At 66.5% G+C, this 26,362-nt stretch carries 22 protein-coding genes; 15 read left to right on the top strand and 7 right to left on the bottom strand.

What is annotated here, in order from left to right; all coding sequences use genetic code 11:
- Window positions 1-5 precede the first annotated feature (5 nt).
- Window positions 6-1,325, top strand: coding sequence for a DUF1302 family protein (locus C7389_RS06715; RefSeq protein ID WP_133589629.1), 1,320 nt, complete (start codon window positions 6-8; stop codon window positions 1,323-1,325).
- A gap of 3 nt (window positions 1,326-1,328) precedes the next feature.
- Here the strand turns inward: C7389_RS06715 and C7389_RS06720 are convergent, their stop codons facing one another.
- On the bottom strand, window positions 1,329-2,096 hold the full coding sequence (locus C7389_RS06720; RefSeq protein WP_133589630.1) for an N-acyl amino acid synthase FeeM domain-containing protein: 768 nt from the start codon (window positions 2,094-2,096) through the stop codon (window positions 1,329-1,331).
- 289 nt (window positions 2,097-2,385) lie between these two features.
- Here C7389_RS06720 and C7389_RS06725 point away from each other — a divergent pair, with 289 nt between their 5' ends.
- The 14 genes from C7389_RS06725 to C7389_RS06790 all read left to right on the top strand — a co-directional run bounded on the left by C7389_RS06725 (window position 2,386) and on the right by C7389_RS06790 (window position 19,656).
- Complete coding sequence (locus C7389_RS06725; protein WP_133589829.1) at window positions 2,386-2,958, top strand: XrtA/PEP-CTERM system exopolysaccharide export protein; 573 nt, start codon at window positions 2,386-2,388, stop codon at window positions 2,956-2,958.
- Between the two features lie 74 nt (window positions 2,959-3,032).
- A complete protein-coding gene (locus tag C7389_RS06730) occupies window positions 3,033-4,583 on the top strand; it encodes an XrtA system polysaccharide chain length determinant (RefSeq protein ID WP_133589632.1) in 1,551 nt (516 codons plus the stop codon).
- 11 nt (window positions 4,584-4,594) lie between these two features.
- Window positions 4,595-5,533: an XrtA-associated tyrosine autokinase gene (locus tag C7389_RS06735; RefSeq protein ID WP_133589634.1), complete on the top strand. Its 939-nt coding sequence runs from the start codon at window positions 4,595-4,597 to the stop codon at window positions 5,531-5,533.
- A 1-nt stretch (window position 5,534) separates the two neighbouring features.
- Window positions 5,535-7,058: a TIGR03016 family PEP-CTERM system-associated outer membrane protein gene (locus C7389_RS06740; protein WP_162851687.1), complete on the top strand. Its 1,524-nt coding sequence runs from the start codon at window positions 5,535-5,537 to the stop codon at window positions 7,056-7,058.
- Window positions 7,059-7,069: 11 nt separating this feature from the next.
- Window positions 7,070-8,137: an XrtA/PEP-CTERM system-associated ATPase gene (locus C7389_RS06745; protein ID WP_133589638.1), complete on the top strand. Its 1,068-nt coding sequence runs from the start codon at window positions 7,070-7,072 to the stop codon at window positions 8,135-8,137.
- The gene (gene wecB, locus C7389_RS06750; RefSeq protein ID WP_133589639.1) at window positions 8,134-9,294 is read left to right on the top strand and encodes a non-hydrolyzing UDP-N-acetylglucosamine 2-epimerase; all 1,161 of its coding nucleotides are present in this window, start codon (window positions 8,134-8,136) and stop codon (window positions 9,292-9,294) included. The genes C7389_RS06745 and wecB overlap by 4 nt, the downstream gene beginning before the upstream one ends.
- 2 nt (window positions 9,295-9,296) lie before the next feature.
- Window positions 9,297-10,136 carry an XrtA system polysaccharide deacetylase gene (locus C7389_RS06755; RefSeq protein WP_133589641.1) on the top strand — a complete coding sequence of 280 codons (840 nt, stop codon included), beginning with the start codon at window positions 9,297-9,299 and terminating at the stop codon, window positions 10,134-10,136.
- 20 nt (window positions 10,137-10,156) lie between these two features.
- Entirely contained in the window at window positions 10,157-11,194 is a 1,038-nt protein-coding gene (locus C7389_RS06760) for a FemAB family XrtA/PEP-CTERM system-associated protein (protein WP_133589642.1), read from the top strand.
- 3 nt (window positions 11,195-11,197) lie between these two features.
- Complete coding sequence (locus C7389_RS06765) at window positions 11,198-12,421, top strand: TIGR03087 family PEP-CTERM/XrtA system glycosyltransferase (protein WP_133589644.1); 1,224 nt, start codon at window positions 11,198-11,200, stop codon at window positions 12,419-12,421.
- A 2-nt stretch (window positions 12,422-12,423) separates the two neighbouring features.
- A complete protein-coding gene (gene xrtA, locus C7389_RS06770; protein ID WP_246034661.1) occupies window positions 12,424-13,980 on the top strand; it encodes an exosortase A in 1,557 nt (518 codons plus the stop codon).
- 2 nt (window positions 13,981-13,982) lie between these two features.
- Window positions 13,983-15,155 carry a TIGR03088 family PEP-CTERM/XrtA system glycosyltransferase gene (locus C7389_RS06775; protein WP_133589833.1) on the top strand — a complete coding sequence of 391 codons (1,173 nt, stop codon included), beginning with the start codon at window positions 13,983-13,985 and terminating at the stop codon, window positions 15,153-15,155.
- 12 nt (window positions 15,156-15,167) lie between these two features.
- Window positions 15,168-17,084, top strand: a complete 1,917-nt coding sequence (locus C7389_RS06780; protein WP_133589646.1) for an XrtA/PEP-CTERM system amidotransferase — start codon at window positions 15,168-15,170, stop codon at window positions 17,082-17,084.
- Window positions 17,085-17,096: 12 nt separating this feature from the next.
- Window positions 17,097-18,293: a TIGR04063 family PEP-CTERM/XrtA system glycosyltransferase gene (locus C7389_RS06785; RefSeq protein WP_133589648.1), complete on the top strand. Its 1,197-nt coding sequence runs from the start codon at window positions 17,097-17,099 to the stop codon at window positions 18,291-18,293.
- A gap of 19 nt (window positions 18,294-18,312) precedes the next feature.
- Window positions 18,313-19,656, top strand: a complete 1,344-nt coding sequence (locus tag C7389_RS06790) for a putative O-glycosylation ligase, exosortase A system-associated (protein WP_133589650.1) — start codon at window positions 18,313-18,315, stop codon at window positions 19,654-19,656.
- On the opposite strand, the gene C7389_RS06795 is transcribed toward C7389_RS06790, so the two are convergent.
- The 6 genes from C7389_RS06795 to C7389_RS06820 are packed head-to-tail and all read right to left on the bottom strand — an operon-like array spanning window position 19,636 to window position 26,362.
- On the bottom strand, window positions 19,636-20,877 hold the full coding sequence (locus C7389_RS06795; RefSeq protein WP_133589652.1) for a carboxylate--amine ligase: 1,242 nt from the start codon (window positions 20,875-20,877) through the stop codon (window positions 19,636-19,638). The two genes, C7389_RS06790 and C7389_RS06795, sit on opposite strands and share 21 nt — an antisense overlap.
- Complete coding sequence (locus C7389_RS06800) at window positions 20,874-21,854, bottom strand: polysaccharide deacetylase family protein (RefSeq protein ID WP_133589654.1); 981 nt, start codon at window positions 21,852-21,854, stop codon at window positions 20,874-20,876. The genes C7389_RS06795 and C7389_RS06800 overlap by 4 nt, the downstream gene beginning before the upstream one ends.
- Entirely contained in the window at window positions 21,851-22,444 is a 594-nt protein-coding gene (locus tag C7389_RS06805; protein WP_162851688.1) for an arsenate-mycothiol transferase ArsC, read from the bottom strand. Before C7389_RS06805 ends, C7389_RS06800 begins: the two co-directional genes overlap by 4 nt.
- Window positions 22,441-24,267, bottom strand: coding sequence for an asparagine synthetase B family protein (locus tag C7389_RS06810; protein WP_246034662.1), 1,827 nt, complete (start codon window positions 24,265-24,267; stop codon window positions 22,441-22,443). Before C7389_RS06810 ends, C7389_RS06805 begins: the two co-directional genes overlap by 4 nt.
- Window positions 24,264-25,520 (bottom strand): glycosyltransferase, encoded by a 1,257-nt coding sequence (locus tag C7389_RS06815; RefSeq protein ID WP_162851689.1) that lies wholly within the window; start codon window positions 25,518-25,520, stop codon window positions 24,264-24,266. Before C7389_RS06815 ends, C7389_RS06810 begins: the two co-directional genes overlap by 4 nt.
- On the bottom strand, window positions 25,517-26,362 hold the full coding sequence (locus C7389_RS06820; RefSeq protein ID WP_133589660.1) for a polysaccharide pyruvyl transferase family protein: 846 nt from the start codon (window positions 26,360-26,362) through the stop codon (window positions 25,517-25,519). Before C7389_RS06820 ends, C7389_RS06815 begins: the two co-directional genes overlap by 4 nt.

The raw sequence follows: 26,362 nt of genomic DNA on the forward strand, positions 1-26,362 counted from the left end.
CATCGATGCGTTTTTTGGGAGTGGTGCTGCTGGCGATTGCCTGCAGTGAGGCTGCGACGGCTCGTGCGGCGGAGGATGGCGATCTGGATTCGCTCTTTGATGTCGGTTCCAACCCGGCGGTTGAGGCGGGCGTGGGCGGTGGGCTGAAGCTGGGTGGCTATGCCGATTTTTCAGGGGCTTACACTGTCGGCGAGCCCCAACATTGGTCCAAACTGCGAGCCAGGCTGGAATTGGGGGCTAGTGGCGCGGCTGCGGGAATCAGGTGGAAGTTGTCAGGGCGTGCGGAAGGCGATGCAGCCTATGACCTTGAGAGTGGGCACTATCCCTCTTCCGTCCGGGATGATCAACGCGCGGGCTTTTCCTTGCGCGAGGCCTATCTGGACTTTGGCTCAGGGGACTGGGAGTTCCGGCTGGGGCGTCAACATGTCGTGTGGGGCGAAATGGTCGGGCTCTTCTTTGCAGATGTGGTTTCCGCGCGAGACCTGAGAGAGTTTTACCTCCCCGAGTTCGAAGCCTTGCGTATTCCCCAATGGGCTGCGCGAGCCGAATACTTTGCTGGCGACACGCACTTCGAATTGCTGTGGATTCCGGCACCCAGTTTCGACAAGATCGGGAAGCCTGGCGCTGATTTTTTCCCTTATCCCGATATTCCCGCGGGAACGCATATCAAGGAGCACAAGCCGACAAACGGTTTTGACAATGGAAATTGGGGGGTGCGGGCATCCCACCTGGTGGGCGGCTGGGATTTGAGTGCTTTCTATTACGAAAGTCTAGATGTCTCACCCACTCTCTATCGCACCTCGCTCGCTCCCACCTTTGAATTCCGCCATGACCGGATCCGGCAGGTCGGGGCGACCATGAGCAAGGATCTTGGTGAGTTTGTTCTAAAGGGAGAGGCGGTTCATACCCGGGGGCGCCATTTCCTTACCAGTGATCCGGGCGCGGCCAGCGGGCTGCAAGCCTCCGATACGCTGGATTATGTTGTGGGCGTCGATTTGCCCATCCAGGATATCTGGCGCTTCAATGTTCAGTACTTTGGCCGTACTTACTACGATCGCGACTTTGGCATGAAGGAGGGGCGCGATGAGCAAGGGATGACATTCCAGGTCGTGAGGCATTTCGGCGATGACCTGGAGTTCGAATTCCTTGCCGTGTCGAGTTTCAATCGAGAGGATTACATGCTGAGGCCAAAGCTGACCTGGAAATTCGCTCCCGAATGGCGTGCTCAGTTCGGAGCGGATGTGTTCGGCGGTCGTTCGGTCGGGCTTTTCGGCCGCTACGATAATAGTGACCGGGTGTACGTCGAGTTGAGGCGCTGGTTCTGATTTTCAGCAGTTGGCGCTCGCCGGCGACAAGGTGAGCGTTAGCGCTGCCAGGTCGCGCAGTGGCGAGGAGAATTTATAGAGGTTGCGTTCCCTGCTCATCGGCTTGCCGGCGAATTGGCGAAGTTGGGCGTCTGCGTACTCGAGTGGCAAATGCAGCAGTACGGCAGGGGCGCCAACACGCGGGCAGATTTTTTCTGGTCCTGCAATCCTGTATCCGAGCATCCGGCGATAGAAGCCGGCATGGCGGGGGTGAACTTCAATAAAAAGATCTGTCATCCCGTGGATGAGTCGGGACATTACATAGACGAGTTGGAAAATCGAGGCCATCACGTCGTGGGAACCGTACTCAGGGTCGATCGCGAGCCGTGTTACTTCGCAGACCTTCCTTCCCTTGGCACGGATTGCATCAATCTGGGGGCGGTAAAGCGTGTCGGCAAGCAAGCCGGCCTTGGAGTCCAGGCCCAGGGTGAGGGTGCCGAACAGGTGCTCGCCCCGGCAGGCAACCAGGATTGCGCGGCTGGGGTGAAGGTCTTGAATCGCGTGATATACGTGCAGCCCTCGGGAGCCATACATCCGCTCCACCAGAGACGCGAGCTTGTTGCGCAGGACTTCACTGCCTTGCGCAAAGCAGATTCGGTAATCTGCACGCTCGAAAATGAATTCATCATTGAGCGAAAAGCTGTCCTGCTTTATCTGCGCCCGCAGGCGGGTAGGCAGCGAAAGCGCCACGTCTGGAGACGGCTTGGCGTGGCCAGCTGTTTCGATCATCATAGGTTCAAAGGCACTCTTTGGACGAGCCCGCAGCCGGGCGGCGTATAGGGAATTCTGTGCCTTTCGACAGATATCCCTCCCTGGGTCGCCAGACTCTAATTGCGGAGCAGATATCTGGCTGTAACCGCTTGTGTGTGTTTTTTCCTTGGGGCCGGCAGGTGCATCTTGGTAGCATTTTTGCCACCCACAGGGCGTATCATAGTCGCCGTTCCGGTGAAGGGGTATGTTGACAATGAGCAAAAGCGCTTCGATTGTGTTGGCTGGAGGCCGTCGATTGCTGGCCCTTGGCATGATGATCGGTTTGGTTTCCGGCTGTGCCACCTCATATCCGCCGGCTCCCTCGGCGGCGGCCAGCGCGGATTACAACTACGTTATCGGGCCTGGTGACGCAGTTAACGTGGTCGTCTGGCGCAATCCTGAATTGTCCATGTCTGTACCCGTACGTCCTGATGGAAAAATCACTACCCCGTTAGTAGAGGATTTGCCCGCTTTGGGCAAAGATGCCAGCACGCTGGCTCGGGACATCGAAAAGGAGCTTGGCAAGTACATCAGGGAACCGGTTGTCACCGTGATCGTGACCCAGTTCGTCGGCCCCTATTCCGAGCAGATCCGGGTCGTCGGCGAGGCAGGCAAGCCGCAGGTTCTGCCGTACAGCCAGAAAATGACCTTGCTGGACGTAATGATCGCAGTGGGCGGAATGACTGCCTATGCTGATGGCAATGCGGCGACCATTCTTCGCACCGCTGAAGGCAATAAGCAATACAGCGTCCGCATCAAGGATCTCATCAAGCGTGGCGACGTGACCGCGAACGTGGAAATGCGGCCGGGCGACGTGCTCATCATCCCGCAAAGCTGGTTCTGAGTTTTTCCACATCTTCGTTCCGCCCTTGGTTTTCAACCGGGGCGGATTGCATTGTTTGGTACCCGGGCTACTAGATGGAAGAACTCGTCAGGCAGGTTGTTGGCTATTTGCGCGGCATGTGGCGTTTTCGCTGGTGGGGTTTGGCGCTGGCGTGGATCGTCGGGATAGCGGGCGGTGTCGTGATCTACATGATGCCGGACAAGTATGAGTCTACTGCGCGGGTGTATGTGGACACCCAGTCTGTGCTCAGGCCGCTTATGTCCGGGTTGGCCGTGCAGCCGAACGTGGATCAGCAGATTGCCATCCTCAGCCGGACGCTGATCAATCGTCCCAATGTCGAGAAGCTGATCACCATGGCGGATCTCGATCTCGGGGTCCGGGATCGGCAGGACAGAGAGGCGCTGATTGCCCAACTGACGCGCGATCTGAAGATCCGCGGCACCGGTCGGGACAACCTTTTCACGCTCGCCTATGAGGATGCCCGCCCGGATCGGGCGCAGCGCGTGGTGCAGGCTCTGGTTTCCCTGTTCGTCGAGTCCGGCTTGGTGAACAAGCGGCAGGATACCGACGCCGCGCGGCGCTTCATCGAGGATCAGATCAAGACCTACGAGCAGAAACTGTCCGAGGCTGAGAATCGCTTGAAGGACTTCCGGCTGCGCAATATGGGCCTGCTGGGAGATGGCGCCCGGGATTACGTGACGCAGATCGCGCAGACCGAGCAGCAACTGGCGCAGGCGCGTCTTGAACTGCGGGAGGCGGAGAATTCTCGCGACGCCATGCAGCGTCAACTGGTCGGCGAGGATCCGGTGTTGTTGCCGCAGGCGCCTGGGGGCGCCGCCAACTCGGTCTCCATTCCCGACCTGGACAATCGTATCGATGTGCTGAAGAAGAATCTGGACAGCATGTTGCAGCGTTACACCGACCAGCACCCGGATGTGTTGGGCGCTCGTCGCGTGCTGGCTCAGCTTGAGAAGCAGAAGCAGGAAGAGGTCGATGCGATGCGCAAGGCCGGGCCGGGGCGCTTCGATTCAGTGAATTCCAACCCGGTGTATCAGCAGATGAAGCTGTCGCTGGCGGAATCCGAAGCCAGGGTTGCCTCCTTGCGCGCGCGGGTGGGAGAGTACGAAGGCCGCCTGGTCCAGCTGCGGGCATCCTCTGAGCGCCTGCCGGAGTTGGAGGCCGAGATGGCCCAGCTGAACCGGGACTACGACGTCCATAAGCGCAACTATGAGAGCCTGGTGGCACGGCGCGAGTCGGCCAATATTTCGGTGGAAATGGACGCGCAGTCGGGGATCGCGGAGTTCCGGCAGATCGATCCGCCCAGTCTGCCCAACAAGCCTTCTGCGCCCAACCGGGTGCTGCTGATGCCCTTGGTCGGTCTGGTGGGGCTGGCAGTAGGGGTCGCCCTCACCTTCCTCATCAGCCAGTTGAGACCAGCGTTCAGCGACGGCCGGACTCTGCGGGAGGTGACCGGGCTTCCCGTGCTGGGTGCTGTCTCCTTGCTGCAGACGCCTGAGCGGGCCAAGGCAAGAAGGCGGGGTTTGCTGGCTTTCTCGGGAGGCGTTGCCGGTTTCGTTGGTGTAGTTGGAGTGGCGACGCTCCTGCTCAGTATGTTGCAGAAATAGCGGGGGACGGGATGAGCCTCATAGAGAAAGCGGTCCAGCGGCTGGACCAGCTCAAGCAGGCAGGCGGCGACGTGGCGCCTTCGATGGTTGTCGCGGAGGAGGCCCAGATCGCGCCAGCGACGCCCTCGGCCGGGATTACGGCCCCTGCTGCGATTGCCCCTGAAGCGGCTGTCGAGACGGCCGCTCCGGCGTCGCGCAGCATCCACATCGATCTCGGACGGCTGGCCCAGATGGGCATGGTCACGCCGGACCAGCCGCGTTCCCCTCTGGCCGAGGAGTATCGCGTCATCAAGCGCCCGCTGCTGCGCAATGCCCAGGGTCTGGGGGCGGGAGTGATTGCCAATGGCAACCTGATCATGGTTACCAGTGCGCTGCCGGGAGAGGGCAAGTCCTTCTCGGCGATCAATCTGGCGATCAGCATGGCGATGGAACTGGACCACACCGTGCTGCTGGTCGATGCCGACGTATCGCGCCCCTCAGTACTCAACCGCCTGGGTTTGCCACCTCAGCGCGGGCTGATGGACGTCTTGTCCGGCGATATCGCTGATCTGGGCGACGTCCTGTTGCGTACCAATATCGAGAAGCTCTCCCTGCTGCCCGCTGGCATGCCGCATCAGCGGGCAACCGAGTTGCTCGCGTCCGATGCGATGAATCGCATGCTGGAGCAGATGGCCACCCGCTATGCCGACCGTGTGATCGTCTTCGACTCGCCGCCCTTGCTGGTGACGACCGAGGCGCGCGTGCTGGCGACGCACATGGGTCAGGTGGTGATCGTCGTCGAGGCGGCGAAGACCACCCATGCGACGATCAAGCAGGCGCTCTCCACGATAGAGAATTGCCCCGTCAAGCTGATGGTGCTCAACAAGGCGCGGGAGCGTGGCGCCGGGGGCTACTACGGATATGGTTATGGCTACGGTTACGGTTCGGATGCCAGGTCCGAGGCGGCCTGAGGTGTCCGCTCAGACGTTCAGGCTCAAGGCCGTGGCGGCGGCGCTGGGCTGCGCTTTGGCCGCGGTTGGCGGTCTGGTGCATGCCCAGGAGACGGACGTCCGTCCCTCCGTCCAGACGCGGCTCACATGGACCGACAACGGCGGTGCGTCGCGCGATAGCAAGGAGTCTGACTGGATTGCGGAAGTGACGCCCTCGCTGGCCGTCTCGCGTCGAGGCGGGCGTTTCAACGGCAACATGAACGCGCAGTTCCGCAATACCTTCCATACCAACGACAGCAAGGGCGATACCTCCTACCTGGCGTTTCAGGGGCGAGGCGAGCTGGAGGCGGTGGAGGACCTGTTTTACGTGGACATGGGTGGCTCCATTTCGCGGAACAACCTCTCCGCTTTCTCCGGCCGTGCTGCCAGCGATGACCTCAATACCAGCAAGAACGACGAGACCCGTACCTGGTCGCTTGCTCCGCGCCTGCAGTTCCGGTTTGGCGACACCGCCACGGCGAAACTCGGCTACATGTCGCGCTGGTACGACGGCGGCAACAATCTCAAGGGTTCGCGTCTCGGCCAATGGACCGGACAGGTGATGGATCCCGCACCGCAGCGTCTGTTCGGCTGGGGCGTGGATTACACGCGCAGCGAGACGGAGTTCGACAACAGCGTCAATGCTCGCGGGATCCAGGAGGCTGGCCGGGCAACGCTGTACATCAATGTGACCCCCCAGTTCCGTCTCAGGGCCATCGCGGGACATGAGTCGAACGACTATGGCGCGGGGAACAAGCAGAGTGGAGCAATTTATGGCGGGGGCTTTGACTGGGAGGCTTCCGAGCGCTCCCGGCTGTCTGCCACCATCGAAGACCGGGTGTTCGGTACCGGCTACAACTTCAGCTTCGATCACCGTACCGCAAGGACCCAGTGGCGCCTTAGCTACATGCGCGACGTGACCTCCACGGTGCAATCCTTCTCCTCCGAGCCCCTGATCGAAGCCCAGTGCCGCGCGATCGCGGACAGCGGCATGGAGTGGAACGGCTGGCAGTTGGACCCGGACGTGATGTACGCGCTGTGTATGGCCAACCTGGGGGCTTCCAGCGCGCAGAACGTTGTTTCTAACGCCTATTTCCTGCAACGCAGTTTGCGGGGGAGCGTGACGCTGCTGGGCGAGCGCAACAGTCTTACCCTGTCGGTCACGCGCAGCCAGCGCTCCAGTCTCAACGCCATCAGCGGCCTTCCGGTAGGCGACGATTTCGCCTTGAGCACCTCGATCAAAACCAGCGCGGCCAGCGCCAGCTTCTCCCACCGGCTTACGCCGATCACCTCGTTGATATCGACGCTGACCCGCTCCCGTACCGAAGGCTCGTCCGCCAGCGGGCTGGAGACCCGCCGGCTGCTGATGTCGGTTGGCTTGAACACCGAGTTTGGCCCCAAGACCTCCGGCGGGCTCAACTACCGTTATCAGCGCGCAGAAGGCTCCGGCGGGGGCAGCGACTTCACAGAGAACGCCATCATCGCCAATCTCGGCCTCAGATTCTGATCGGGTTCACGATGTACGAAGCTTATTTCCAGCTCAGCAACAAGCCCTTCCAGCTCAACCCAGATCCCGCCTTCTTCTTCGGCAGTCGGGGCCATCGGCGGGCAATGGCCTACCTCGAGTATGGTCTGCACCAGAGCGAAGGATTCATCGTCATCACCGGGGAGATCGGTGCGGGCAAGACCACGCTGGTGCGCAGCCTGCTCGAGCACCTGGACCCGGCCAAGGTGGTAGCCGCCAATCTGGTCAGCACCCAGATCGATGCGGACGATACGTTGCGCATGGTGGCCGCTGCCTTCGGACTGCCCAGCCGGAATCTCGACAAGGCCGGGCTGCTGCTGGCGCTCGAGACCTTCCTGGTCTCCACCACCGCGGGGGGCAAGCGCGCGCTGCTGATCGTGGACGAGGCACAGAACCTCACGCCGGCGGCGGTGGAGGAGCTGCGCATGCTCTCCAACTTCCAGCTCGAAGACCATGCGCTGCTGCAGAGTTTCCTGATCGGGCAGCCAGAGTTTCGCGACATCATGCAAGGCGCGGAGATGCAGCAGCTGCGCCAGCGGGTGATCGCCTCCTATCACCTGGGGCCGCTCGACGCGGAGGAAACCCGTGCCTACATCGAGCACCGCCTGCACCACGTCGGATGGAAGAGCGATCCGGAATTCGCCACCTCGGCTTTCTCCGCGATCTACGCTCATACCGGCGGCATTCCTCGCCGTATCAATACCTTGTGCGACCGGCTGTTGCTGTCGGCCTTCCTCAACGAGCGTCATCAGCTCGGCGAGGCCGAGGTGCGTGAAGTGGTGGAGGAGCTGAAGGAAGAGTTCTCCACGCCGGCCCGTGCGCAAGCCCCGGCCTTGGCGGGCGGCGCGTCTGGCGCGGTGCTTGATCTGGACCTCTCCCGGCTGCAGGTTTCCGCGGCGCTGGCGGAGCAGGTGGCCGGGCTGGCTGCTGGTGTGGACGTTCAGCGCATCGAGGCGAGGCTCACCCAACTCGAGCAGTCGGTATCCGCCACGCTCGGGGTACTGAATCAATTGTTGCAGGCGGTTCGGCGCGAGTCGGCCCCGGAGGAGCCGCGCCAATGAGTACCGCAAAGCTGCCGCCGAAGGCGGAGCAACCCGTCATCTGCGTCGTCGGCGCGCGTCCGAACTACATGAAGATGGCGCCCATCATCCGGGCGTTCGCAGCCTACCGGCCGGCGCTGAAGACCTTGCTGGTCCATACCGGCCAGCACTACGACGCGGCGATGAATGATCGCCTGTTCGCCGACCTGCAGCTGCCGCGGCCGGACATCAACCTGGAGGTGGGGTCCGGCTCCCACGCGGTGCAGACCGCCGAGGTCATGAAGCGCTTCGAGCCGGTCATCGAGCAGCATGGCGCGCGCGCGGTGCTGGTGGTGGGCGACGTGAACTCCACGCTGGCCTGCGCGCTGGTGGCGGCGAAGCGCCATATCCCGGTGATCCATGTGGAGGCGGGGCTGCGCAGCGGCGACCGAAAGATGCCGGAAGAGATCAACCGCATCGTCACCGACCAGATTTCCGATTTGCTCTATACCACCGAGCGCAGCGCCCACGCCAACCTCCAGCGCGAGGGCGTGGCCGAGGAGCGCGCCGTCTTCGTCGGCAACGTGATGATAGACAGCCTGATGGCCAGCCTGCCGCAGGCGGTGGCGCCGGCCGAGCTGCTGGCCGCGGCGGGCCAGAATCCCGAACGTCTGGCGCAGGGCTATGGCGTGGTGACGCTGCATCGGCCGTCCAACGTGGACAGCGCGGACACACTGGTGCCCATCATCGGCGCGCTGCGCGAAGTCGCGGCCCGGCTGCCGTTGGTGTTCGCGCTGCACCCGCGTACCCGGGGCAACCTGGAGCGTTTCGGACTGCTGCGGGAGTTGGAGGCGGAGAACTTCATCATCCTGCCGCCGCAGGGTTACCTGGAGATGCTGGGGCTGATGGCCGGCGCGACGCTGGTGCTGACCGACTCCGGTGGCATCCAGGAAGAGACCACCGCGCTTGGCGTGCCCTGCCTCACCATCCGCGAGAACACCGAACGGCCCATTACCGTGGAGCAGGGTACCAATACCCTGGTCGGCGTTGCGCCGGAAGCAATCGTCACCGCGGCGCGCAGCGTGCTGGAAAGCGGCGGCAAGCGCGGCCGGGTGCCCGAGTACTGGGACGGCCATACCGCCGAGCGCATCGCGGCTCACCTCGCAGCCTGGCTGAAGACTGCTGAAGTGGAGGCCTAGCTATGGCGGCGGAAATCACCAACGCGCTCACCATCGACGTCGAGGATTACTTCCAGGTGTCGGCGCTGGCGCCCCATTTCCCGCGCCAGGAATGGGATGCCGTGCCCTGCCGCGTGGAGCAGAACGTCGATCTCATCCTCTCGTTGTTGCAGGAGCGGGACGCCAAGGCGACCTTCTTCACGCTCGGCTGGGTGGCGGAGCGCTATCCCCACCTGGTGAGGCGCATCGCCGATGCCGGCCACGAGGTCGCCAGCCACGGCTATGGTCACGAGCGGGCCAGCGCGCAGACGCCGGAGGCCTTCCTGGCGGACATCTCCTTGGCCAAGGCGGTGCTGGAAGACATCGTCGGCGAGCCGGTGAAGGGCTACCGCGCGCCCAGCTTCTCGATCGGCAAGTCCAACCTGTGGGCGCACGAGTGCATTGCGCGCGCCGGCTACAGCTACAGTTCCAGCGTCTATCCGGTGAAGCACGATCACTACGGCATTCCGGATGCGCCGCGCTTCCCCTATCGCCTGGAGTCCGGGCTGATGGAGATTCCGGTGACGACCATGCGCTGGCTGGGGCGCAACTGGCCCGCGGGCGGCGGAGGCTATTTCCGCCTGCTGCCCTACGCCGTCTCGCGCTGGCAGATCGCCAAGGTGAATGCGGACGACCGTCGCCCGGCGATCTTCTACTTCCACCCCTGGGAGGTAGACCCCGAACAACCCCGCGTGCCCGAAGCGACCGCCAAGACGCGCTTCCGCCACTACGTCAATCTCGACCGCACCGCGGAGCGCCTGCGCCGCCTGCTGGCCGATTTCTCGTGGGGCAGGGCCGACCACGTATTCCGCGACGCCGCCTGAGCGGCACAGGACGTGAACCGATGGATCGCACGCCCGTTGTCGTCAAGGCTTTCGCCGCGCAGGACGCCGCCCGCTGGGACGCTTTCGTCCACGCCACGGCAGAGGCCACGTTCTTTCACCTCTCCGCCTGGCGCGGAATCATGGAAGAGGTGTTCCGCCATCGCACCTATTATCTGTACGCCGAGCGGGCCGGTGCCATCGTCGCCGTGTTGCCGCTGGCGGAGGTCAAGAGCCGCCTGTTCGGCCATGCGCTGACCTCATTGCCCTTTTGCGTCTACGGCGGCATCGTCGGCGATGATGAGGCCGCGGCCCTGCTGGAGGCGGAGGCGGAGGCCCTGGCGCTGCGGCTGGGCGTACAGCATCTGGAGTACCGCAATCTCACCGCCCGGCATCAAGACTGGCCGAGCCAGGCGCTCTACGTCACCTTCCGCAAGGAAATCCTGCCGGAGGTGGAGGCCAACATGCTGGCCATCCCGCGCAAGCAGCGGGCGATGGTGCGCAAGGGCATCAAGAACGGCCTGGTGGCGACGCTGGATCCGGATGTGGACCGCTTCTTCGCGCTGTATTCGGACAACGTGCTGCGCCACGGCACGCCGGCCCTGTCGGTGCGCTTCTTCCGCCGGCTGCGGGAGGTGTTCGGTCAAGCCTGCGAGGTGTTGACGGTGACGGATGCCGGTGGACGCTCCTTGTCCAGCGTGCTCGGCTTCCGTTTTCGTGGCGAGGTGCTGCCCTATTACGCGGGCGACGATGTCGCCGCCCGCGACTTGGCCGCCAACGACTTCAAGTACTGGGAACTGATGCGCATCGCCTGCGAGCGCGGCGACCACCTGTTCGACTACGGCCGCAGCAAGATCGGCACCGGGCCGTGGAGCTTCAAGAAGAACTGGGGCTTCGAGCCCCAGCCGCTGTCCTACGAATACCGCCTGTACAAGCGCGACGGCGTGCCGCAGAACAACCCGATGAACCCGAAGTACCGGGCCTTCATCGCGCTGTGGCGGCGGCTGCCGCTGGGCGTGGCCAACGCGCTCGGGCCGCACATCGTGCGCAACCTGGGGTAGGCCGTGCAGGATACGCGCCCGCCCCTGCTCTACCTGGTCCACCGCATTCCCTACCCGCCCAACAAGGGCGACAAGGTGCGGTCCTTCAACATCCTGAGGCAGCTCGCGCGGCACTTCCGGGTGTATCTCGGTACCTTTGTCGACAGCCCGGAAGACCGCTGCTACGTCGAGCGCTTGGGAGAGTGGTGTGCCGGCTGGAAGGTCATTCCGCTGGACCCGCGGCGCAGCCGGCTTGCCAGCGTACGCGGCCTGCTCTCCGGCGAGGCGCTGAGCCTGCCTTATTACCGTGATGCCGGTCTGGCGGAGTGGGTCAGGCGCACGGTACGTGAGCAGCGCATCAGCCAGGCGGTGGTGTTCTCCGGGCCGATGGCCCAGTACCTGGACGTGCCTGGCCTGGCCTGCCGGGTCATCGATTTCTGCGATCTCGACTCCGCAAAATGGACGCAGTATGCCGCCGGGCGCAGTTGGCCGATGTCCTGGCTCTACCGCCGCGAGGGGCGCCGCCTGCTGGCCTTCGAGCGCCGTGCGGCGGCCGCGGTGGATGCTGCGCTCTTCGTCACCGAGGCCGAGGCCGAACTGTTCCGGTCGGCGGCGCCGGAAGTGGCGGCGCGGGTCGGTGTGATGCAGAACGGCGTGGATGCGGACTTCTTCTCGCCGGCCCAGGGCGGTGAATCTCCCTACCCGGCGGGTGGCCCGGTGCTGTTGTTTACCGGTGCCATGGACTACTGGCCAAACATCGATGCCGTGACCTGGTTCGCACGCGAGATCCTGCCGGCGCTACGTGCCCGGCTGCGCGGAGTACGCTTCTGGATCGTCGGCATGAACCCGGCTCCCGCGGTACAGGAGCTGGCCGCTGCCGACGTGTTCGTGACTGGCCGCGTGGCGGACGTGCGCCCCTGGCTGGCTCATGCCGATGTAGTGGTCGCGCCGCTGCGGGTCGCGCGCGGCATCCAGAACAAGGTGCTGGAGGCGATGGCGATGGCCAAGCCGGTGGTGGTATCCGCAGCCTCGGCTACCGGACTGGTCGCGCAGCCGGGCAAGGAGTGCGAAGTGGCGGAGACGGCGGACGATTATCTGGACCGCATCACCGGCCTGCTCGCCGACGCTATGCGCGCGGCGGCGATGGGCGAGGCGGCACGACAGCGGGTGCTGGAAATCTATAGCTGGCAGGCCCATCTGGCCGCCCTCGACCGCTTGCTGGCAGGCCATGAGGCCAAAGGCGCATGACAATGAAACGGGATATACCGCTGCCTCCGCTGGATGAACAGATGCTGACTGGTGCGGAGGCCTCCCGCTCGCTGGCCTGGGTGGCTGGAGCCATCGCCTTCGTGCTCGCCTGGCTGGTCACCTGGTACTGGGGGACGGCGACCGAGATCGCCGGGATCTGGTGGCGTTCGGATACCTTCGCCCACGGTTTGATCGTGTTACCGGTGTTCGGCTGGCTGGTCTGGCGCCGCCGGGAATGGCTCGCCGGCTCCAGGCCCAGTGCCTGGGCCGCGACGGGCTTGCTCGCTTTGCCGCTGGGGCTGGGTTGGTTGATTGCCGAGCTTGGCAGTGTGGCCGGCGCGGCGCACTTCATGTTCGTCGCCATGGTGGTGACCGGCTGCGTGGTCATGCTGGGGCGCCGGCTCGCCGCCCTGTTGCTGTTTCCGCTCGCCTTCCTGTTCTTCGGCGTGCCCATCGGCGAGTTCCTGCTGCCGGTGATGATGCAGCACACCGCGGATTTCGCCGTCGCGGCGCTGCGGCTTTCCGGCATCCCGGTCTATCAGGAAGGGCTGTACTTCGTCATCCCCAATGGTCGCTGGTCGGTGGTGGAGGCCTGCAGCGGGGTGCGTTACCTGATCGCCTCGCTCATGGTCGGGGCGCTGTACGCCTATCTGAACTACAACCGCTTGTCCCGGCGTCTGGCCTTCATGGGCGTGGCACTGGTGGTGCCCATCGTGGCGAACTGGGTGCGCGCCTACATCACAGTGATGGTGGGTTACCTGTTCGGCAACGAGGCGGTCGAGGGTTTCATCCACATCGTCTATGGCTGGGTGTTCTTCGGCATCGTCGTCTTCCTGATGTTCTGGATCGGCAGCTACTGGCGGGAGGAAGAGCTGGCGGCGCCGGCCGTCGCCACAGTCATGCCGGCGCCGCAGGCGGCGCGCTACTGGCTGGCCTGCCTGCCTTTCCTGGCGATCACTGCAGCCTTTCCGTTGCTGCTGCGCAGCCTGGAGGCGCCGGTGCCGGCATTCTCGGTGGCGCTGGAACTGCCGGAGGCTGCGCCCGGTTGGCAGCGGATGCCGGCTGAGCAGCCGGTGTTCACGCCCAGCTATCACGGCCAGCGCGGCGAGGCGTCGGCGATATACCGGGGCGAGGACGGCGGTGATGTGTTGCTGTATGTGGCCTATTACGCACGCCAGCAGCGTGGGCACGAGATGGTGACCTGGGGCAACGGCCTGCTCGGAGCGGATCGGCCGGGCTGGCGCATCCTCAGGAGTGACGTTGCCGAACTGCCGCAGGGCGGCAAGGCCAATCACGGGCAGATCACCAATGGGGTGTTGCGGTTGGATGCCTGGCACTGGTACCGGATGGACGAGCGGGTGGTAACCAGCGATTACCTCGCCAAGGCTTTCCTGGCGCTGGACCGCAGCTTCGGCCGGCCGGACGATTCGGCTGTGGTCGTGGTGCTGGTGAATGCGACGGAAGCGCCGGAGTTGGCACGCAAGCGGGCGCTGGCCTTCATCGAGGCGCATCGGCCCGCGCTCGAGCGCAGCCTGGACGCGGTGGAGATTCCCCGGTGAGGCTGCAGGATTCGCGTCCGCTGGTGGTGCACGTCGTCTACGGTTTCCGCGTCGGCGGGCTGGAGAACGGCGTGGTGAATCTGCTCAATCACATGGACCACGGCCGTTTCCGCCACACGGTGGTGGCGCTGAGCGAGTGTGATCCCGCCTTCTGCGCCCGGGTGACGCGGGCGGATGTGACGTTCATCTCGCTGCACAAGCCGGCAGGCCACGGCTTCCAGATCTATCCGCAGCTGTTTCGGCTGTTCCGGCAGTTGCGGCCGGCGGTGGTGCACACCCGCAACCTCGCCGCGCTGGAAACGGTGGTGCCGGCCTGGGCCGCGGGCGTGCCGGTGCGCATCCACGGCGAGCATGGCTGGGATGCGCGCGACCCGGACGGCACCCGGCGCAAGTTCCAGTTCCTGCGGCGCATTTACCGCCCCTTTGTCACGCATTACATCGCCCTGTCCGGACACATCTCCAGCTACTTGCAGGGCCGCATCGGCGTGCCGGCGGCCCGAGCCAGCCGCATCTGCAACGGGGTGGATACCCAGCGCTTCCGGCCTCGGGGCAATGATGGCGAGGTGGCGGCCGGCTTCCCCTACGCAGCCGGCCGCGATTTCGTTTTCGGCACGGTGGGGCGCCTGCAGGAAGTCAAGGACCAGCTCAACCTGGTGCGCGCCTTCGGGCTGCTGGCGGCGCGTTTCCCGCTGCGGCAGGACCTGCGCCTGGCCATCGTCGGCGATGGTCCGCTGCGGGGCGCGGTCGAGGCGGAGATCGCCCGGCTGGGCGTCGGTGGCCAGGTCTGGCTGGCCGGCGAGCGTTCCGACGTTGCCGATCTCATGCGCCAGCTGGACGTCTTCGTGCTGCCGTCGCGTGCCGAGGGCATCTCCAACACCATCCTCGAAGCCATGGCTTGCGCCCTGCCGGTGGTGGCGACCGATGTCGGTGGCAGTGGCGAGCTGGTCGTTGCCGGCGAAACCGGCGCGCTGGTGCCGCCCAGCGATCCGCGGGCGCTGGCCGATGCCATGGCTGCCTACGTGACGCAGCCGGCACTGGCGCAGTCGCAGGGGCTGGCCAGCCGGCGGCGGGTGGAGGAGGGCTTCAGCCTGGAAGGCATGGTCGGCCGCTACGCCGACCTCTATGCGCGCCTGCTCGACGATGCGGGGCATCCGCTGCCCGTGCTTCAACAATAGAAAGGATGTTCCATGTGCGGGATTGCCGGACTTTTCCATCTACGCGACAAACCTGAGTTCGACCGCGCCCTGGTGCAGCGGATGAACGATGTGCAGTTCCACCGTGGCCCGGACGAAGGCGGCTTCCATTTCGAGCCGGGGGTGGCACTGGCTCACCGCCGCCTGTCCATCATCGACCTTTCCACCGGCCAGCAGCCACTGTTCAACGAGGATGGCTCGGTGGCGGTGGTGTTCAACGGCGAGATCTACAACTACCAGGAACTGGTGCCCGAGCTGGAGGCCCTCGGCCACGTTTTCCATACCCGCAGCGACACCGAGGTGATCGTGCACGCCTGGGAGGCCTGGGGCGAGGATTGCGTGCGGCGCTTCCGCGGCATGTTCGCCTTCGCCCTGTGGGACCGCAAGCAGGACACCCTCTTCCTCGGCCGCGACCGCCTGGGCGTGAAGCCGCTCTACTACGCGCTGCTGCCCGACGGCACCTTTGTCTTCGGCTCCGAGCTCAAGGTGCTGATGCAGCATCCGGGGCTGGCGCGGGAGATCGATCCGCTGGCGGTGGAGGACTACTTCGCCTACGGCTACATCCCGGAGCCGCGCACCATCTACACCGGCGCGCGCAAGCTGGGCGCCGCCGAAACCCTGCGGCTGGTACGCGGCCAGCCGATGCCGGCGCCGCGCGCCTACTGGGATGTGCGCTTTACCCTGGACAACAAGCTGTCGCTGGCCGACGCCACCGAGGAGCTGGTGGAGCGGCTGCGGGCCTCGGTGAAGCTGCGCATGATCTCCGAGGTGCCGCTGGGCGCCTTCCTCTCCGGCGGCGTGGACTCCAGCGCGGTGGTGGCGACCATGGCCGGCCTGTCGGATGCGCCGGTCAACACCTGCTCCATCGCCTTCGACGACCCCGCTTTCAACGAGTCCGAATACGCGCGCATGGTCGCCGAGCGCTATGGCACCAACCACTACGTCGAGACGGTGAAGTCGGACGACTTCGATCTGCTCGACAAGCTGGCCGCGCTCTACGACGAGCCCTACGCCGACAGCTCCGCCATGCCCACCTGGCGCGTCTGCCAGCTGGCGCGCAAGCGCGTCACCGTCGCCCTGTCCGGCGATGGCGGCGACGAGAGCTTCGCCGGCTACCGCCGCTACCGCCTGCATGCGATGGAGGAGCGCCTGCGCGGCGCGTTGCCGCACGGGGTGCGCCGGCCGGTATTCGGCCTGCTCGGCCGGCTCTACCCCAAGGCGGACTGGGCGCCGCGGATGTTCCGCGCCAAGACCACCTTCCAGGCGCTGGCGCGGGATTCGGTGCAGGCCTATTTCCACGCCGTCGCCATCATGAACGACGACATGCGCCGCCGGCTGTTCACGCCTTCCTTCCGCAACAGCCTCGGCGGCTACCGCGCCATCGAAGTGTTCCAGCAGCACGCGGCGCGTGCCGGCACCGACGATCCGGTGGCGCTGGTGCAGTACATCGACACCAAAACCTACCTGGTGGACGACATCAACACCAAGGTGGACCGCGCCAGCATGGCCCACTCGCTGGAAACCCGCGAGCCGCTGATGGACCACGAACTGGTCGAATGGCTGGCGACGCTGCCCTCCGGCCTCAAGATCAAGGGCAACGAAGGCAAGTTCCTGTTCAAGAAGGCGCTGGAGCCCATGCTGCCGAACGACGTGCTCTACCGGCGCAAGATGGGCTTCGCCGTGCCGCTGGCGCGCTGGTTCCGCGGTCCGCTGAAGGACAGGGTGCGCGAAGCGGTGCTGGGCGACACGCTCGCCGCCACCGGTTTCTTCGAGCGCCGCTACCTGCAGCATCTGCTTGATGCCCACCAGTCCGGCGCCCGCGATTACAGCGCGCGCCTGTGGTCGCTGGTCATGTTCGAAGCCTTCCTGCGCAACAGCGGCCAGGCGGCCGAAGTCCGGCGCGCCGCCTGATACGGAATTCCCATGCGAGTCCTGCACGTATTCGATCATTCCATTCCGCTGCACAGCGGCTACACCTTCCGCAGCGCTGCCATCCTGCGCGAACAGCGCGCGCTGGGCTGGGAAACCTTCCACCTCACCTCGCCCAAGCAGGGCCAGGTCGCCGAGCCGGTGCAGGAGGTGGATGGCCTGCGCTTCTACCGCTGCACCGAGCGGCCGACCAGCACGCTGCCGGTGGTGGGGGAGTTGCAGCTGATGCGCATCCTGGAGACGCGCATTGCCGAGCTGGGGCGCGAGCTGAAGCCGGATCTGATCCATGCCCATTCGCCGGTGCTGAACGCCATTCCCGCGCTGCGCGCCGGCCGCAGCGCGGGCATCCCGGTGGTGTACGAGATCCGCGCCTTCTGGGAGGACGCCGCGGTGGATCACGGCACCACCCGCGAAGGCAGCCTGCGCTACCGGCTCACACGGGCGATGGAAACCTGGGCGCTGAAGCGGGTGGACCACGCCTTCACCATCTGCGAAGGGCTGCGCGCGGACATCGTCGCCCGCGGCATCCCGGCCAGCAAGGTCACGGTGATCCCGAACGCGGTGGACGTGGAGTCCTTCCAGCTCTCCGGCGATCCGGATACGGCGCTGAAGGAAAAGCTTGGCCTGGAAGGCCGGACGGTGATCGGCTTCGTCGGCTCCTTCTACGCCTATGAAGGCCTGGACCTGCTGCTGGCAGCGCTGCCGGCGTTGGTGGCGGCGCGGCCGGACCTGCGGGTGCTGCTGGTCGGCGGCGGGCCGCAGGAGGCGAACCTCAAGGCCCAGGCTGCCAGCCTCGGCCTGGCCGATCATGTGATCTTCACCGGCCGGGTGCCGCATGCCGAGGTCAGCCGCTACTACGACCTCATCGACCTGCTGGTCTATCCGCGCCACTCCATGCGCCTCACCGAGTTGGTGACGCCGCTGAAGCCGCTGGAAGCGATGGCGCAGGGGCGCATCTTCGTCGCCTCCGACGTCGGCGGCCACAAAGAACTGATCCGCCACGGCGACACCGGTCTGCTGTTCCGCGCCGGCAGCGCCGAGGCGCTGGCCGCGGCGGTGCTGGACGCGCTGCAGCGCCAGACTGCGTGGCCGGAGCTGCGCGCCGCCGGCCGCCGCTTCGTCGAGAGCGAGCGCACCTGGCGCCGCAGCGTGGCCGCCTACCAGGCCGCCTACGCCACCTGCCTGGCCTGAACCGAAGCGAGTACCCGCGATGCGCGACATACTGCTGATGCTGATCGTGGTGCCGGGCTCGGTGATCGCGCTGCGCCACCCCTACGTCGGCATCCTGCTGTGGACCTGGGTCAGCATCATGAACCCGCACCGGCTGGCCTACGGTTTCGCGCGCGAAATGCCCATCGCCATGCTGATCGGCGCCTGCACCCTGGTCGGCCTGATGATGACGCGGGAAAAGCGCCAGCCCTTCATCAACACCCCGCCGCGCGTCATGCTGCTGCTGATGCTGTGGATGTTGCTGACCACCCTCTTCGCCTTCGATCCGGCCGGCAGTTCCATCCAGCTCGAGAAGGTGATGAAGATCGACATCATGGTGCTGGTGGCGCTGATGCTGGTGCGCACCAAGCGCGAGATGATCCTGTTCTGCTGGGTGTTCGTGCTGTCGCTGGCCTTCTACGGCATCAAGGGCGGCATCTTCACCATCGCCACCGGCGGCAGCTTCCGCGTCTGGGGGCCCTACGGCTCCTACATCTGGGACAACAACCACCTGGCGGTGGCGCTGATCATGAGCATCCCGCTGCTGCGCTTCCTGCAGACCACGCTGGAAGGCAAGTGGCCACGGCGGGCGATGACGCTGGCGATGGTGCTGTGCGCCGCCTCGGCCATCGGCTCCCACTCCCGTGGCGCGCTGCTGGCGATCACCGCCATGGCGCTGCTGCTGTGGTGGCGCGGCAAGAACAAGGCCGCCACCGGCATCGTCCTGATCATGGTGGCGGCGGGCGTGCTGATGATGATGCCGGAGGAATGGTGGGCGCGGATGCACACCATGCAGACCTACGAGCAGGATCAGTCCGCGATGGGCCGGATCAACGCCTGGTGGATGGCCTTCAACCTGGCGAAGGACAATTTCTTCGGCGCCGGTTTCCGCGCCTATACGCCGCTCACCTTCGGCCTCTACGCACCGGATCCGGAACACCTGGTGGCGGCGCACAGCATCTACTTCTCGATGCTGGCCGAGCACGGCTTCCCCGGCCTCTTCATCTACGTCTCCTTGTGGCTGGCGACGCTGCACAGTGCCCGCTGGCTGCGCAAGAACGCCGCCGGCCATCCGGAGGCGGCCTGGTGCGTGCAGCTGGGGGCGATGGCCGAGGTGTCCATCATCGGCTTCCTGGTGGGGGGCACCTTCCTCAGCCTGTCCTACTTCGATTTCCCCTACAACCTGATGGCGCTGGTGGCGGCCGCCCGCTACTGGGTGGCGACCAAGGCCTGGGAGCGGGAGCCGCCGCCGCCCAAGATGCGTACGCTGTTCGGGGTGAAGCTGTTCTTCGGCGACCGCCTGCCGCGGCCTGGCGACCCGCGTTCAGCGCCGCAGCAGGCGTAGCGCGTAGTTGCGCAGGTCGGCGAAGAAGGGGCCGGCGTCGTCGCTGCGCCACAGGTAGTAGCGCACCCGCGGGCGCAGGAAGTCGGTGAAGAATCGCCGCACTTCCTGCAGCGGCTGACGGCGGAAGAAGGGGTCGGCGATGCGGCCGGGTTGCAGCAGCAGCCTCACCAGCCGCTTCACCTCGGTGCTCACCATGCGGCAGCGCAGATCTTCCCGTACCGCCGGCAGCGCCGGGACCACGCCGCAGCCTTGCACCTGGTAGGCCAGCAGGGCGAAGCCGGCACCGGCATGCACCGCCAGCGGGAAGCTGCCCCAGAAACGGCCGTTGATCTCCATCAGCACCGCGTCGCCGGTGGCTTCGTCCAGCCGGTACTCCACCATCGCGCAGCCTTCCCAGCCTATGGCCTTCAGCAGCGCGATGGATTGCTCCTGCAATTCCCGGTGGCGCGATAGTGGCACCGCGTCGCACACGCTGGAGAAGCCGCCTTCGGGCGGCCACTCGGCGATGCGCAGATGCTGGAAGCGGCGCAACACCTCGCCCTTGTGCAGGTAGAAGAACTGGCCCAGGCCACGGCCGGGGCAGTATTCCTGGATCAGCGGCCAGATGCCGGCGGCCTGGAAGCGCTCGCCGATGCGCCGCAGCGCGGCCTCATCCCGCGCGTACTCCAGCTTCTCCCAGGCGATGCCATGGGCGCGCAGTACCGGGATGGCGGTGATCGGGTCGGCCCACTTCACCACCGCCGGGTAGCGCACCTGGGCGGCGGCCGCATGCCATTCGTCCAGCGTGGCGGCGGAGAAGCCGCGGGGTACGTGCAGGCCCAGGCCGGCGGCGGTTTCCAGCGTCAGCCGCTTGTCCAGCACGCGGCGGAAGGCGTCTTCCGGCGGCGCGATGGCGCGGATGCGGCCGAGCTGGTCGCGGTGGGCGATCAGCCAGCTGAGGTCGGCCTCGGAGACGGCCAGCAGCACCGCGTCACCCAGCTCCTCGCCGAGGCGGTGCAGGGTGGCTATCAGCTGCGCATCCCGCTTCGGCCCGACGACGATGCCGCGCTCCAGGTAGCGGGAGGACAGCCCCACCGAGTTCGGCCGGCTGGCGAGGCCGATGACGCGCACGCCGGCCCGGCCGAGCTCGCGCACCACGGCGACGCCGATCTGGCTTTCGATGCCCAGCACCAGGCAGGGCGGATGGGCGTTGCTGGTGGCGGCAGGCGGCGGAGAGTTCATCGCAGGGGACTGAGGGCGGGCGGCAGCCGGCGCAGGGCCTGCTCCGCGTAACGGGTGAGGGTGGCGAACTTGCCGACCCGGGGCGGCGCCAGCCGTGTGGCAGTGCGTGGCGGCGCATAGTCGGCGAAGCCGCGGGTCGGCAGCCGCTCGCGGTGGGCGGCGAGATGGCGGCACAGGGCCTCGAAGCGGCGTACCACCACCGCATCCGGCAGGCTGGTGCCGCTGCGCAGCAGTTCGAAGTTGTGCGACAGGATGACGAACTGGCCGCGGCCCTGGGCCTGGGCGTCGTCCATCGCCTGGCGCAGCTCGGCAAAGCTGCAGGCGCCGATCTGGGCGTGGCGCAGCTTGCCCAGCCCATCGTGGAAGATGCTCATCGGCGCCAGCTCCACGCCGTTCCAGCGCTGCGGCGTCTCCAGGTCCAGCTCGCCGCGCAGATCTTCGCCGGATAGCGGGTAGGCGGCATTGAGGCTGCTATCCACCGCGATGCCGTTCGCGGCCAGGGCGGCCAGGGTGTCGCGGTTGGCGGCGAAGCTGCCGGCGCGGAAGGCACTGACCGCCGTGCCGGCGGCGGCTTCCAGCAGTTCGCGGCCGAGCGCGACCAGCCGGGTCTGCTCGGCGCGGTCGTAATGGATCAGGTGCTGGCGCTTTTTCAGCGGCTTGTCGGGGAAGACCGGCGGGCGGATCTCATCGGTCCATTCCGGGTGCAGATGCAGCTGGATTTCCTGGCCGGCGTTCCGGATCAGCTGACAGATCCGCTCCAGCCAGGCGGAGCCGAAGCGGGCGGAGAACAGTGGCTCGACGAAGAACACGCCACGCAGGCCGTGGCGGTTCAGGATCTCCAGCGTTTTCGGCAGGGCGTACTCGCCGGCGGCGGAGCGGCCGTGGATGTAGCGTTCGAAGGCCGGCGGAAAGCGCGCGTCCAGCTCCTGCCAGCTGCCGCACCAGACCTCGATGTCGAAGGTCAGGTAGACATTCATCGCCGGGTGCAGGGGCTGGCGGCCAGCCGCAGTTCGCGTATCAGGTGCAGCACCGCCGGCTGGATCACCGCGAAGCAGCTGCGGAAGTACTCGGGCGACAGGGTGTGCGGATCGTGGATGTGATAGCGCAGCGGCCGTGCCCAGTGGCCCAGCAGCACAATGTTCCCGGCCGGAATGCCGCGGGCGGCGAGGCGCTGGGCGTGGCGCAGCTCCATGACGACGTAGAGGTCGCCTTCGCCCGCCTCGAAATCCGCCAGGTTGGTGGCCTGGTGGCTATCCAGCGCATAGCCCAGTTCGGCCGCGGTGGCGATGGCCTCCGGTGTAGCGGGGGCGCCGCTGGTGGTGGACAGGCCGATGGAGCAGCAGCTCACCGCTTCGCGGCCGGCCACCGCGCAGGCGAAGGCGCTGCGGTTGATGTTGCCCAGGCAGACGAACACCAGCCGGCGTATCGCCGCCGGCTGGAGCTGGCGGAAGCGCGCCGGCGGACCGGCGATGCCGTCCCACTGGCCGAGCAGGTAGCGCACCCAGCCGCGCGGGGTGCCGTAGTTGGCGGCGACCAGCGCGCGGGCACGGGCCAGTGGACCGCTCACAGGCCGTACTCCGGCGCATGGGCACGCAGCCACAGCTCCAGCACCACCAGGACCCACACCATTTCGCCGTAGTAGCCGGGGTGCGAGGGCAGCAGGCGGCCCACCAGGTCGTCGATGAAGGCGGGCTGCACGATGCCGCGCTGCTTGAGGCCGTTCAGCGCGTCCCGTGTCAGGTCGCGCAGGCCGTCGTGGCGGCCGGCCCAGACGCCGAAGGGCAGGCCGAAGCCATGCTTCTTCTTGCTGATGATTTCGTCCGGCAGGAAGCCGCGCAGCGCTTCCTTGAAGAACCAGCGCAGCGTCTGGCCGCGCAGCTTCCATTCCTCGGGCAGGGTCAGCGAGAAGGCGATCAGCTCGTCGGCCAGCAGGGGGAAGGAGACCGACACGCCGGCCAGGTCGGCGGTGCCGATGACCTTGGGCAGGTCGTTGTCCGCCAGGGTGTATTTCCAGTCGAAGGCCAGCATGCGGTCCAGCAGCGAGGCGCCGGCGCTGCGTTCCCAGGTGCGGCGCTGGGCCTGCAGCGGGGCGTCGGTGGCCACGCGGGAGAGGAAGCTCGGCTCGAACACGGTGTCGAAGCCCAGCCGCAGCAGCAGGTTGTACATCTCCAGCCGGTCGGGCAGCGGCACCTTGGCCTGTTCGACATAGCTCGCCGCCTTGCGCGTCAGCGTCAGGCCGCCCATGCCGGGCAGGCCGAGCACCGGCTCCAGCAGGCCGCGGCGGACCAGGCCGGGCACGCGCTCGTAGAGGCCGAACACCTTCTGCTTGGCGTAGCGGGCGTTGCCGCCGAAGAGTTCGTCGCCGCCGTCGCCGGCCAGCATGTGAGTGATGCCGTCGGCGTGGGCGCGGCGCACGCAGACCCAGGCCGGCGCACCGGAGGAGTTGCCGAAGGGCTGGTCGTAGTGGGCGGCGACCTTGGGAATGGCTTCCAGCAGGTCGTCCGGCGTCACGTAGTACTCGTGGTGCTCGGTGCCGAAGTGGCGGGAAGCAAGGCGGGCGTACTCCATCTCGTCGTAGCCGCTGGCGTCGAAGCCTATGGAGTAGGTCTGCGCCGGCTTGCCGAAGACCTTGCACAGCATGCCGGAGACGGTGGAGCTGTCGGTGCCGCCGGAGAGGAAGGCGCCGATGGTGCCGTGGGCGGCCTCGCGCGCTACCGAGCGTTCGACGATGTCGAGGAACTCCGCCTTGCTCGCTTCCAGGTCGCGGTGGGGATCCGGGGCGAAGCGGGGCGTCCAGTAAGGCACGACCTCCTGCACGCCGCCGCGCCAGCTCAGTACATGGGCGGCGGGCAGCCGCTGCACGCCCTGGAAGATGGTGCGCGGCGCGGGAATGACGTGGAAGTAGAGGTAGTCGAAGATGGCCTGCGGGTCGACCTCGCGGCGCTCGCCGGGTACCGCCTCCGCCCGGTTGGCGAAGGCGCAGCGCTCGGTATCGGCCGCGTAGCACAGGGGGTAGGTGCCGAAACGGTCTACCGCCAGGTGCAGGGTCTGGCCATCGGCCAGGGCGACGGCGAAGCGGCCGCCTACATGGGCCGCGGCCTGCGCGCCGTGGGTGCGGAAGGCTGCCAGCCAGGCCGCGGCAATGCCTTGCTGTTCAGCCAGTTGTTGCAGGGCTGCGTCGTCGAAGCGCGGTGTGCCCCAGGCCAGGCAGGCGGCCTCGCCGTCGCGGGACAGTGCGGCGGCGCCGGCTGCGTGGCCGAGAAAGCCGTGGCCGAGTTCGGTGATGGCAAGCCCTTCGGCCGGGGCGGGGTACTGCGGGGGAGCGGAGCGCGAGAGCATTCCGGCGATGGTCGCAGGCAAGCGGGCCTCCTTGGATTCTGTGGTGATCATTGCGCCATCAGCGAGGATAACGCCTTCATCATGTTTTTTTGCACCTGCCCGGCTTCATAGGTTTCCAGGAAGCGGGCGCGGCCGCTGGCGGCGATGCGGGCCCGCAGGGGCTCGTCCTTGAGCAGGCGGATGCACGCCTCGGCGAAATCCGCTGGCGTGTCGGCGATGAGCAGGTCTACGCCCGGCCGCAGGTCCAGGCCTTCGGCGCCTATGGTGGTGGAAACCACCGCGCGGCCAAGGGCCAGCGCCTCCAGGATCTTGATGCGGGTACCGCCGCCGTAGCGGATGGGGACCAGCACCACGTCCGCCGCCTCGTAGCAGGGCTCGACCCGCTCCACGCCGGCGGTGACGGTGACCTCCGGCAACTGGGCCAGCGCCAGTACCTGCGGTGAAGGTCCGCGGCCGACCACGTCTACCGTGAAGGGCTGGCCGCAGCGCTGCCGCAGCAGCGGCAGGATCTCGGCGCAGAAATAGAGGATGGCGTCCTCGTTCGGCTTGAACGACAGGGTGCCGAGAAAGAGCAGCCGGGCGGGGCCGTCCTGCAGCGCCTCCGGCAGTTGGGGGAGGGCGGGAAAGGAGTTGGGCAGGATGCTGATCGCCGCCTTCGTGCGCCGCCTGGCGAGCTTGGCCGCATCCACGCTTGAACACACGCCCACCGCGTCGGCGCGCTGCAGCGCGTCGCGCTCGCTGGCGCGGGCGCTGGCCGCGTCTGCCAGGATCAGCAGCCAGCGCTCCAGGCCGAAGTCGCCCCGGCGGGCGAGGAACTCGCGCCACAGCACCTGGGACTCGATGTCGTCCAGGTCCACGAAACGGCGCAGCCAACGCAGGCCGGCGCGCCGGCCGACTTCATCCAGCAGGGCGTGGCTGCGCAGGCGGAAGCAGAAGGCGAGGTCGTAGGCCGTGGGCGGCAGCAGGCTGTCGGTGGTGTCGTTCTCGATGTCGTACAAGGGGCCGGGGAACAGCGGCAGCCGGCGCAGCAGCGTCAGCCCTGGCAGGCGGCCGGCGGCGCGGCGGGCGGAAGGGCGTATCGGCAGCACGGCGACATGGCGGCACAGCGCCGCCGCCGTCTGCAGTGTCCGGGGGTCGGTGGCGCGGCGCTGGGCGGGCAGCAGGCATAGCACCAGGTCGACCTCCGCCTCGGCGGACAGCGCCTGCAGGTGCGACCAGGCGCGCTTCTCCCAGCCGGAGCCGGTGGCGCTGGGGATGGCGGGGGAGAGGAAGAGGATGCGTTTCTTCAGGGGCTGCTGGATCACGCGGCGGTCCGGCTCAAGAGTTGGTTGAATTCGCCGACGGCGTCCTCCAGCTGGGCCAGCTTGCTGTCGAACACCTGCGAGGAAGAGAGGAAGCGGCGCTTGCCGCCGGCAATGGCGCGCAGGCGCTGCTCGATGAGTTTGCGCTTGAGGTAGCCGCGGGCGCTCGCCACCATGCCAGTGGCAGGCCAGATGGGCGGAATGCGCTCAGGCTGGAACGCCAGGTCCACCGACTGGCACCAATCCGTCCACTTGAAGGTGTTGGTTTCCCCCTCGTGGCCGGCGTTATGGGCGCAGATGGGGAACCAGGGGACGCGCAGAGCATCCGCGAGAATGGCGCCGTGCATGGCCTCGGTGATGACGAAGCTGCAGTGGGACAGCTCGTCGAGAAAGGTCCTCACGTCCAGGTGCGGCGAGATGTAGCGCATGCCGAGTCCCTCGGCGATCTGTCGCCAGATACCGTGCGGTGACGTGAAATAGGGAACGAAGCCTATGGCATCCGCCGCACCGCGTTCTGCCTGGTAGTGCCGCACGATCAGTGCAGCCGGATCTATGGTCGCGTACCGAGGCGCAAGCTCCAGCGCGCGCGCGGTGAGCGGACCGCGCACCGCGTAGCAGTGGAGGTCTGTTTCAGGGGCGATGCCGTGCTGATGCTGCCGGGCCCCGCTGCCAAGCACGTACTTGGGGCCGGGGGTGTTGAGGCGCTTGTCCAGGATGGAGCCGATACCGTACAGGGTTCCTGCCTGGGAGGTCTGTGCCAGGGCGGGCAGTACCTTGGGCCACAGCCATACGTTCAGGGCGTCGCCCACGTTGGTGGGATTGGATTCATACCAGTACAGCTCCAT

Origin of the sequence: Azoarcus indigens (assembly GCF_004361735.1) — a bacterium.
Classification (GTDB): Bacteria; Pseudomonadota; Gammaproteobacteria; order Burkholderiales; family Rhodocyclaceae; genus Azoarcus; species Azoarcus indigens.

What these genes read in the sequence shown, in the direction of transcription:
- C7389_RS06715 (WP_133589629.1), top strand. Translation starts at nt 6, where the DNA reads ATGCGTTTTTTGGGAGTGGTGCTGCTGGCGATTGCCTGCAGTGAGGCT.
- C7389_RS06720 (WP_133589630.1), bottom strand. Translation starts at nt 2,096, where the DNA reads ATGATGATCGAAACAGCTGGCCACGCCAAGCCGTCTCCAGACGTGGCG.
- C7389_RS06725 (WP_133589829.1), top strand. Translation starts at nt 2,386, where the DNA reads ATGATGATCGGTTTGGTTTCCGGCTGTGCCACCTCATATCCGCCGGCT.
- C7389_RS06730 (WP_133589632.1), top strand. Translation starts at nt 3,033, where the DNA reads ATGGAAGAACTCGTCAGGCAGGTTGTTGGCTATTTGCGCGGCATGTGG.
- C7389_RS06735 (WP_133589634.1), top strand. Translation starts at nt 4,595, where the DNA reads ATGAGCCTCATAGAGAAAGCGGTCCAGCGGCTGGACCAGCTCAAGCAG.
- C7389_RS06745 (WP_133589638.1), top strand. Translation starts at nt 7,070, where the DNA reads ATGTACGAAGCTTATTTCCAGCTCAGCAACAAGCCCTTCCAGCTCAAC.
- wecB (WP_133589639.1), top strand. Translation starts at nt 8,134, where the DNA reads ATGAGTACCGCAAAGCTGCCGCCGAAGGCGGAGCAACCCGTCATCTGC.
- C7389_RS06755 (WP_133589641.1), top strand. Translation starts at nt 9,297, where the DNA reads ATGGCGGCGGAAATCACCAACGCGCTCACCATCGACGTCGAGGATTAC.
- C7389_RS06760 (WP_133589642.1), top strand. Translation starts at nt 10,157, where the DNA reads ATGGATCGCACGCCCGTTGTCGTCAAGGCTTTCGCCGCGCAGGACGCC.
- xrtA (WP_246034661.1), top strand. Translation starts at nt 12,424, where the DNA reads ATGAAACGGGATATACCGCTGCCTCCGCTGGATGAACAGATGCTGACT.
- C7389_RS06780 (WP_133589646.1), top strand. Translation starts at nt 15,168, where the DNA reads ATGTGCGGGATTGCCGGACTTTTCCATCTACGCGACAAACCTGAGTTC.
- C7389_RS06785 (WP_133589648.1), top strand. Translation starts at nt 17,097, where the DNA reads ATGCGAGTCCTGCACGTATTCGATCATTCCATTCCGCTGCACAGCGGC.
- C7389_RS06790 (WP_133589650.1), top strand. Translation starts at nt 18,313, where the DNA reads ATGCGCGACATACTGCTGATGCTGATCGTGGTGCCGGGCTCGGTGATC.
- C7389_RS06795 (WP_133589652.1), bottom strand. Translation starts at nt 20,877, where the DNA reads ATGAACTCTCCGCCGCCTGCCGCCACCAGCAACGCCCATCCGCCCTGC.
- C7389_RS06800 (WP_133589654.1), bottom strand. Translation starts at nt 21,854, where the DNA reads ATGAATGTCTACCTGACCTTCGACATCGAGGTCTGGTGCGGCAGCTGG.
- C7389_RS06810 (WP_246034662.1), bottom strand. Translation starts at nt 24,267, where the DNA reads ATGATCACCACAGAATCCAAGGAGGCCCGCTTGCCTGCGACCATCGCC.
- C7389_RS06820 (WP_133589660.1), bottom strand. Translation starts at nt 26,362, where the DNA reads ATGGAGCTGTACTGGTATGAATCCAATCCCACCAACGTGGGCGACGCC.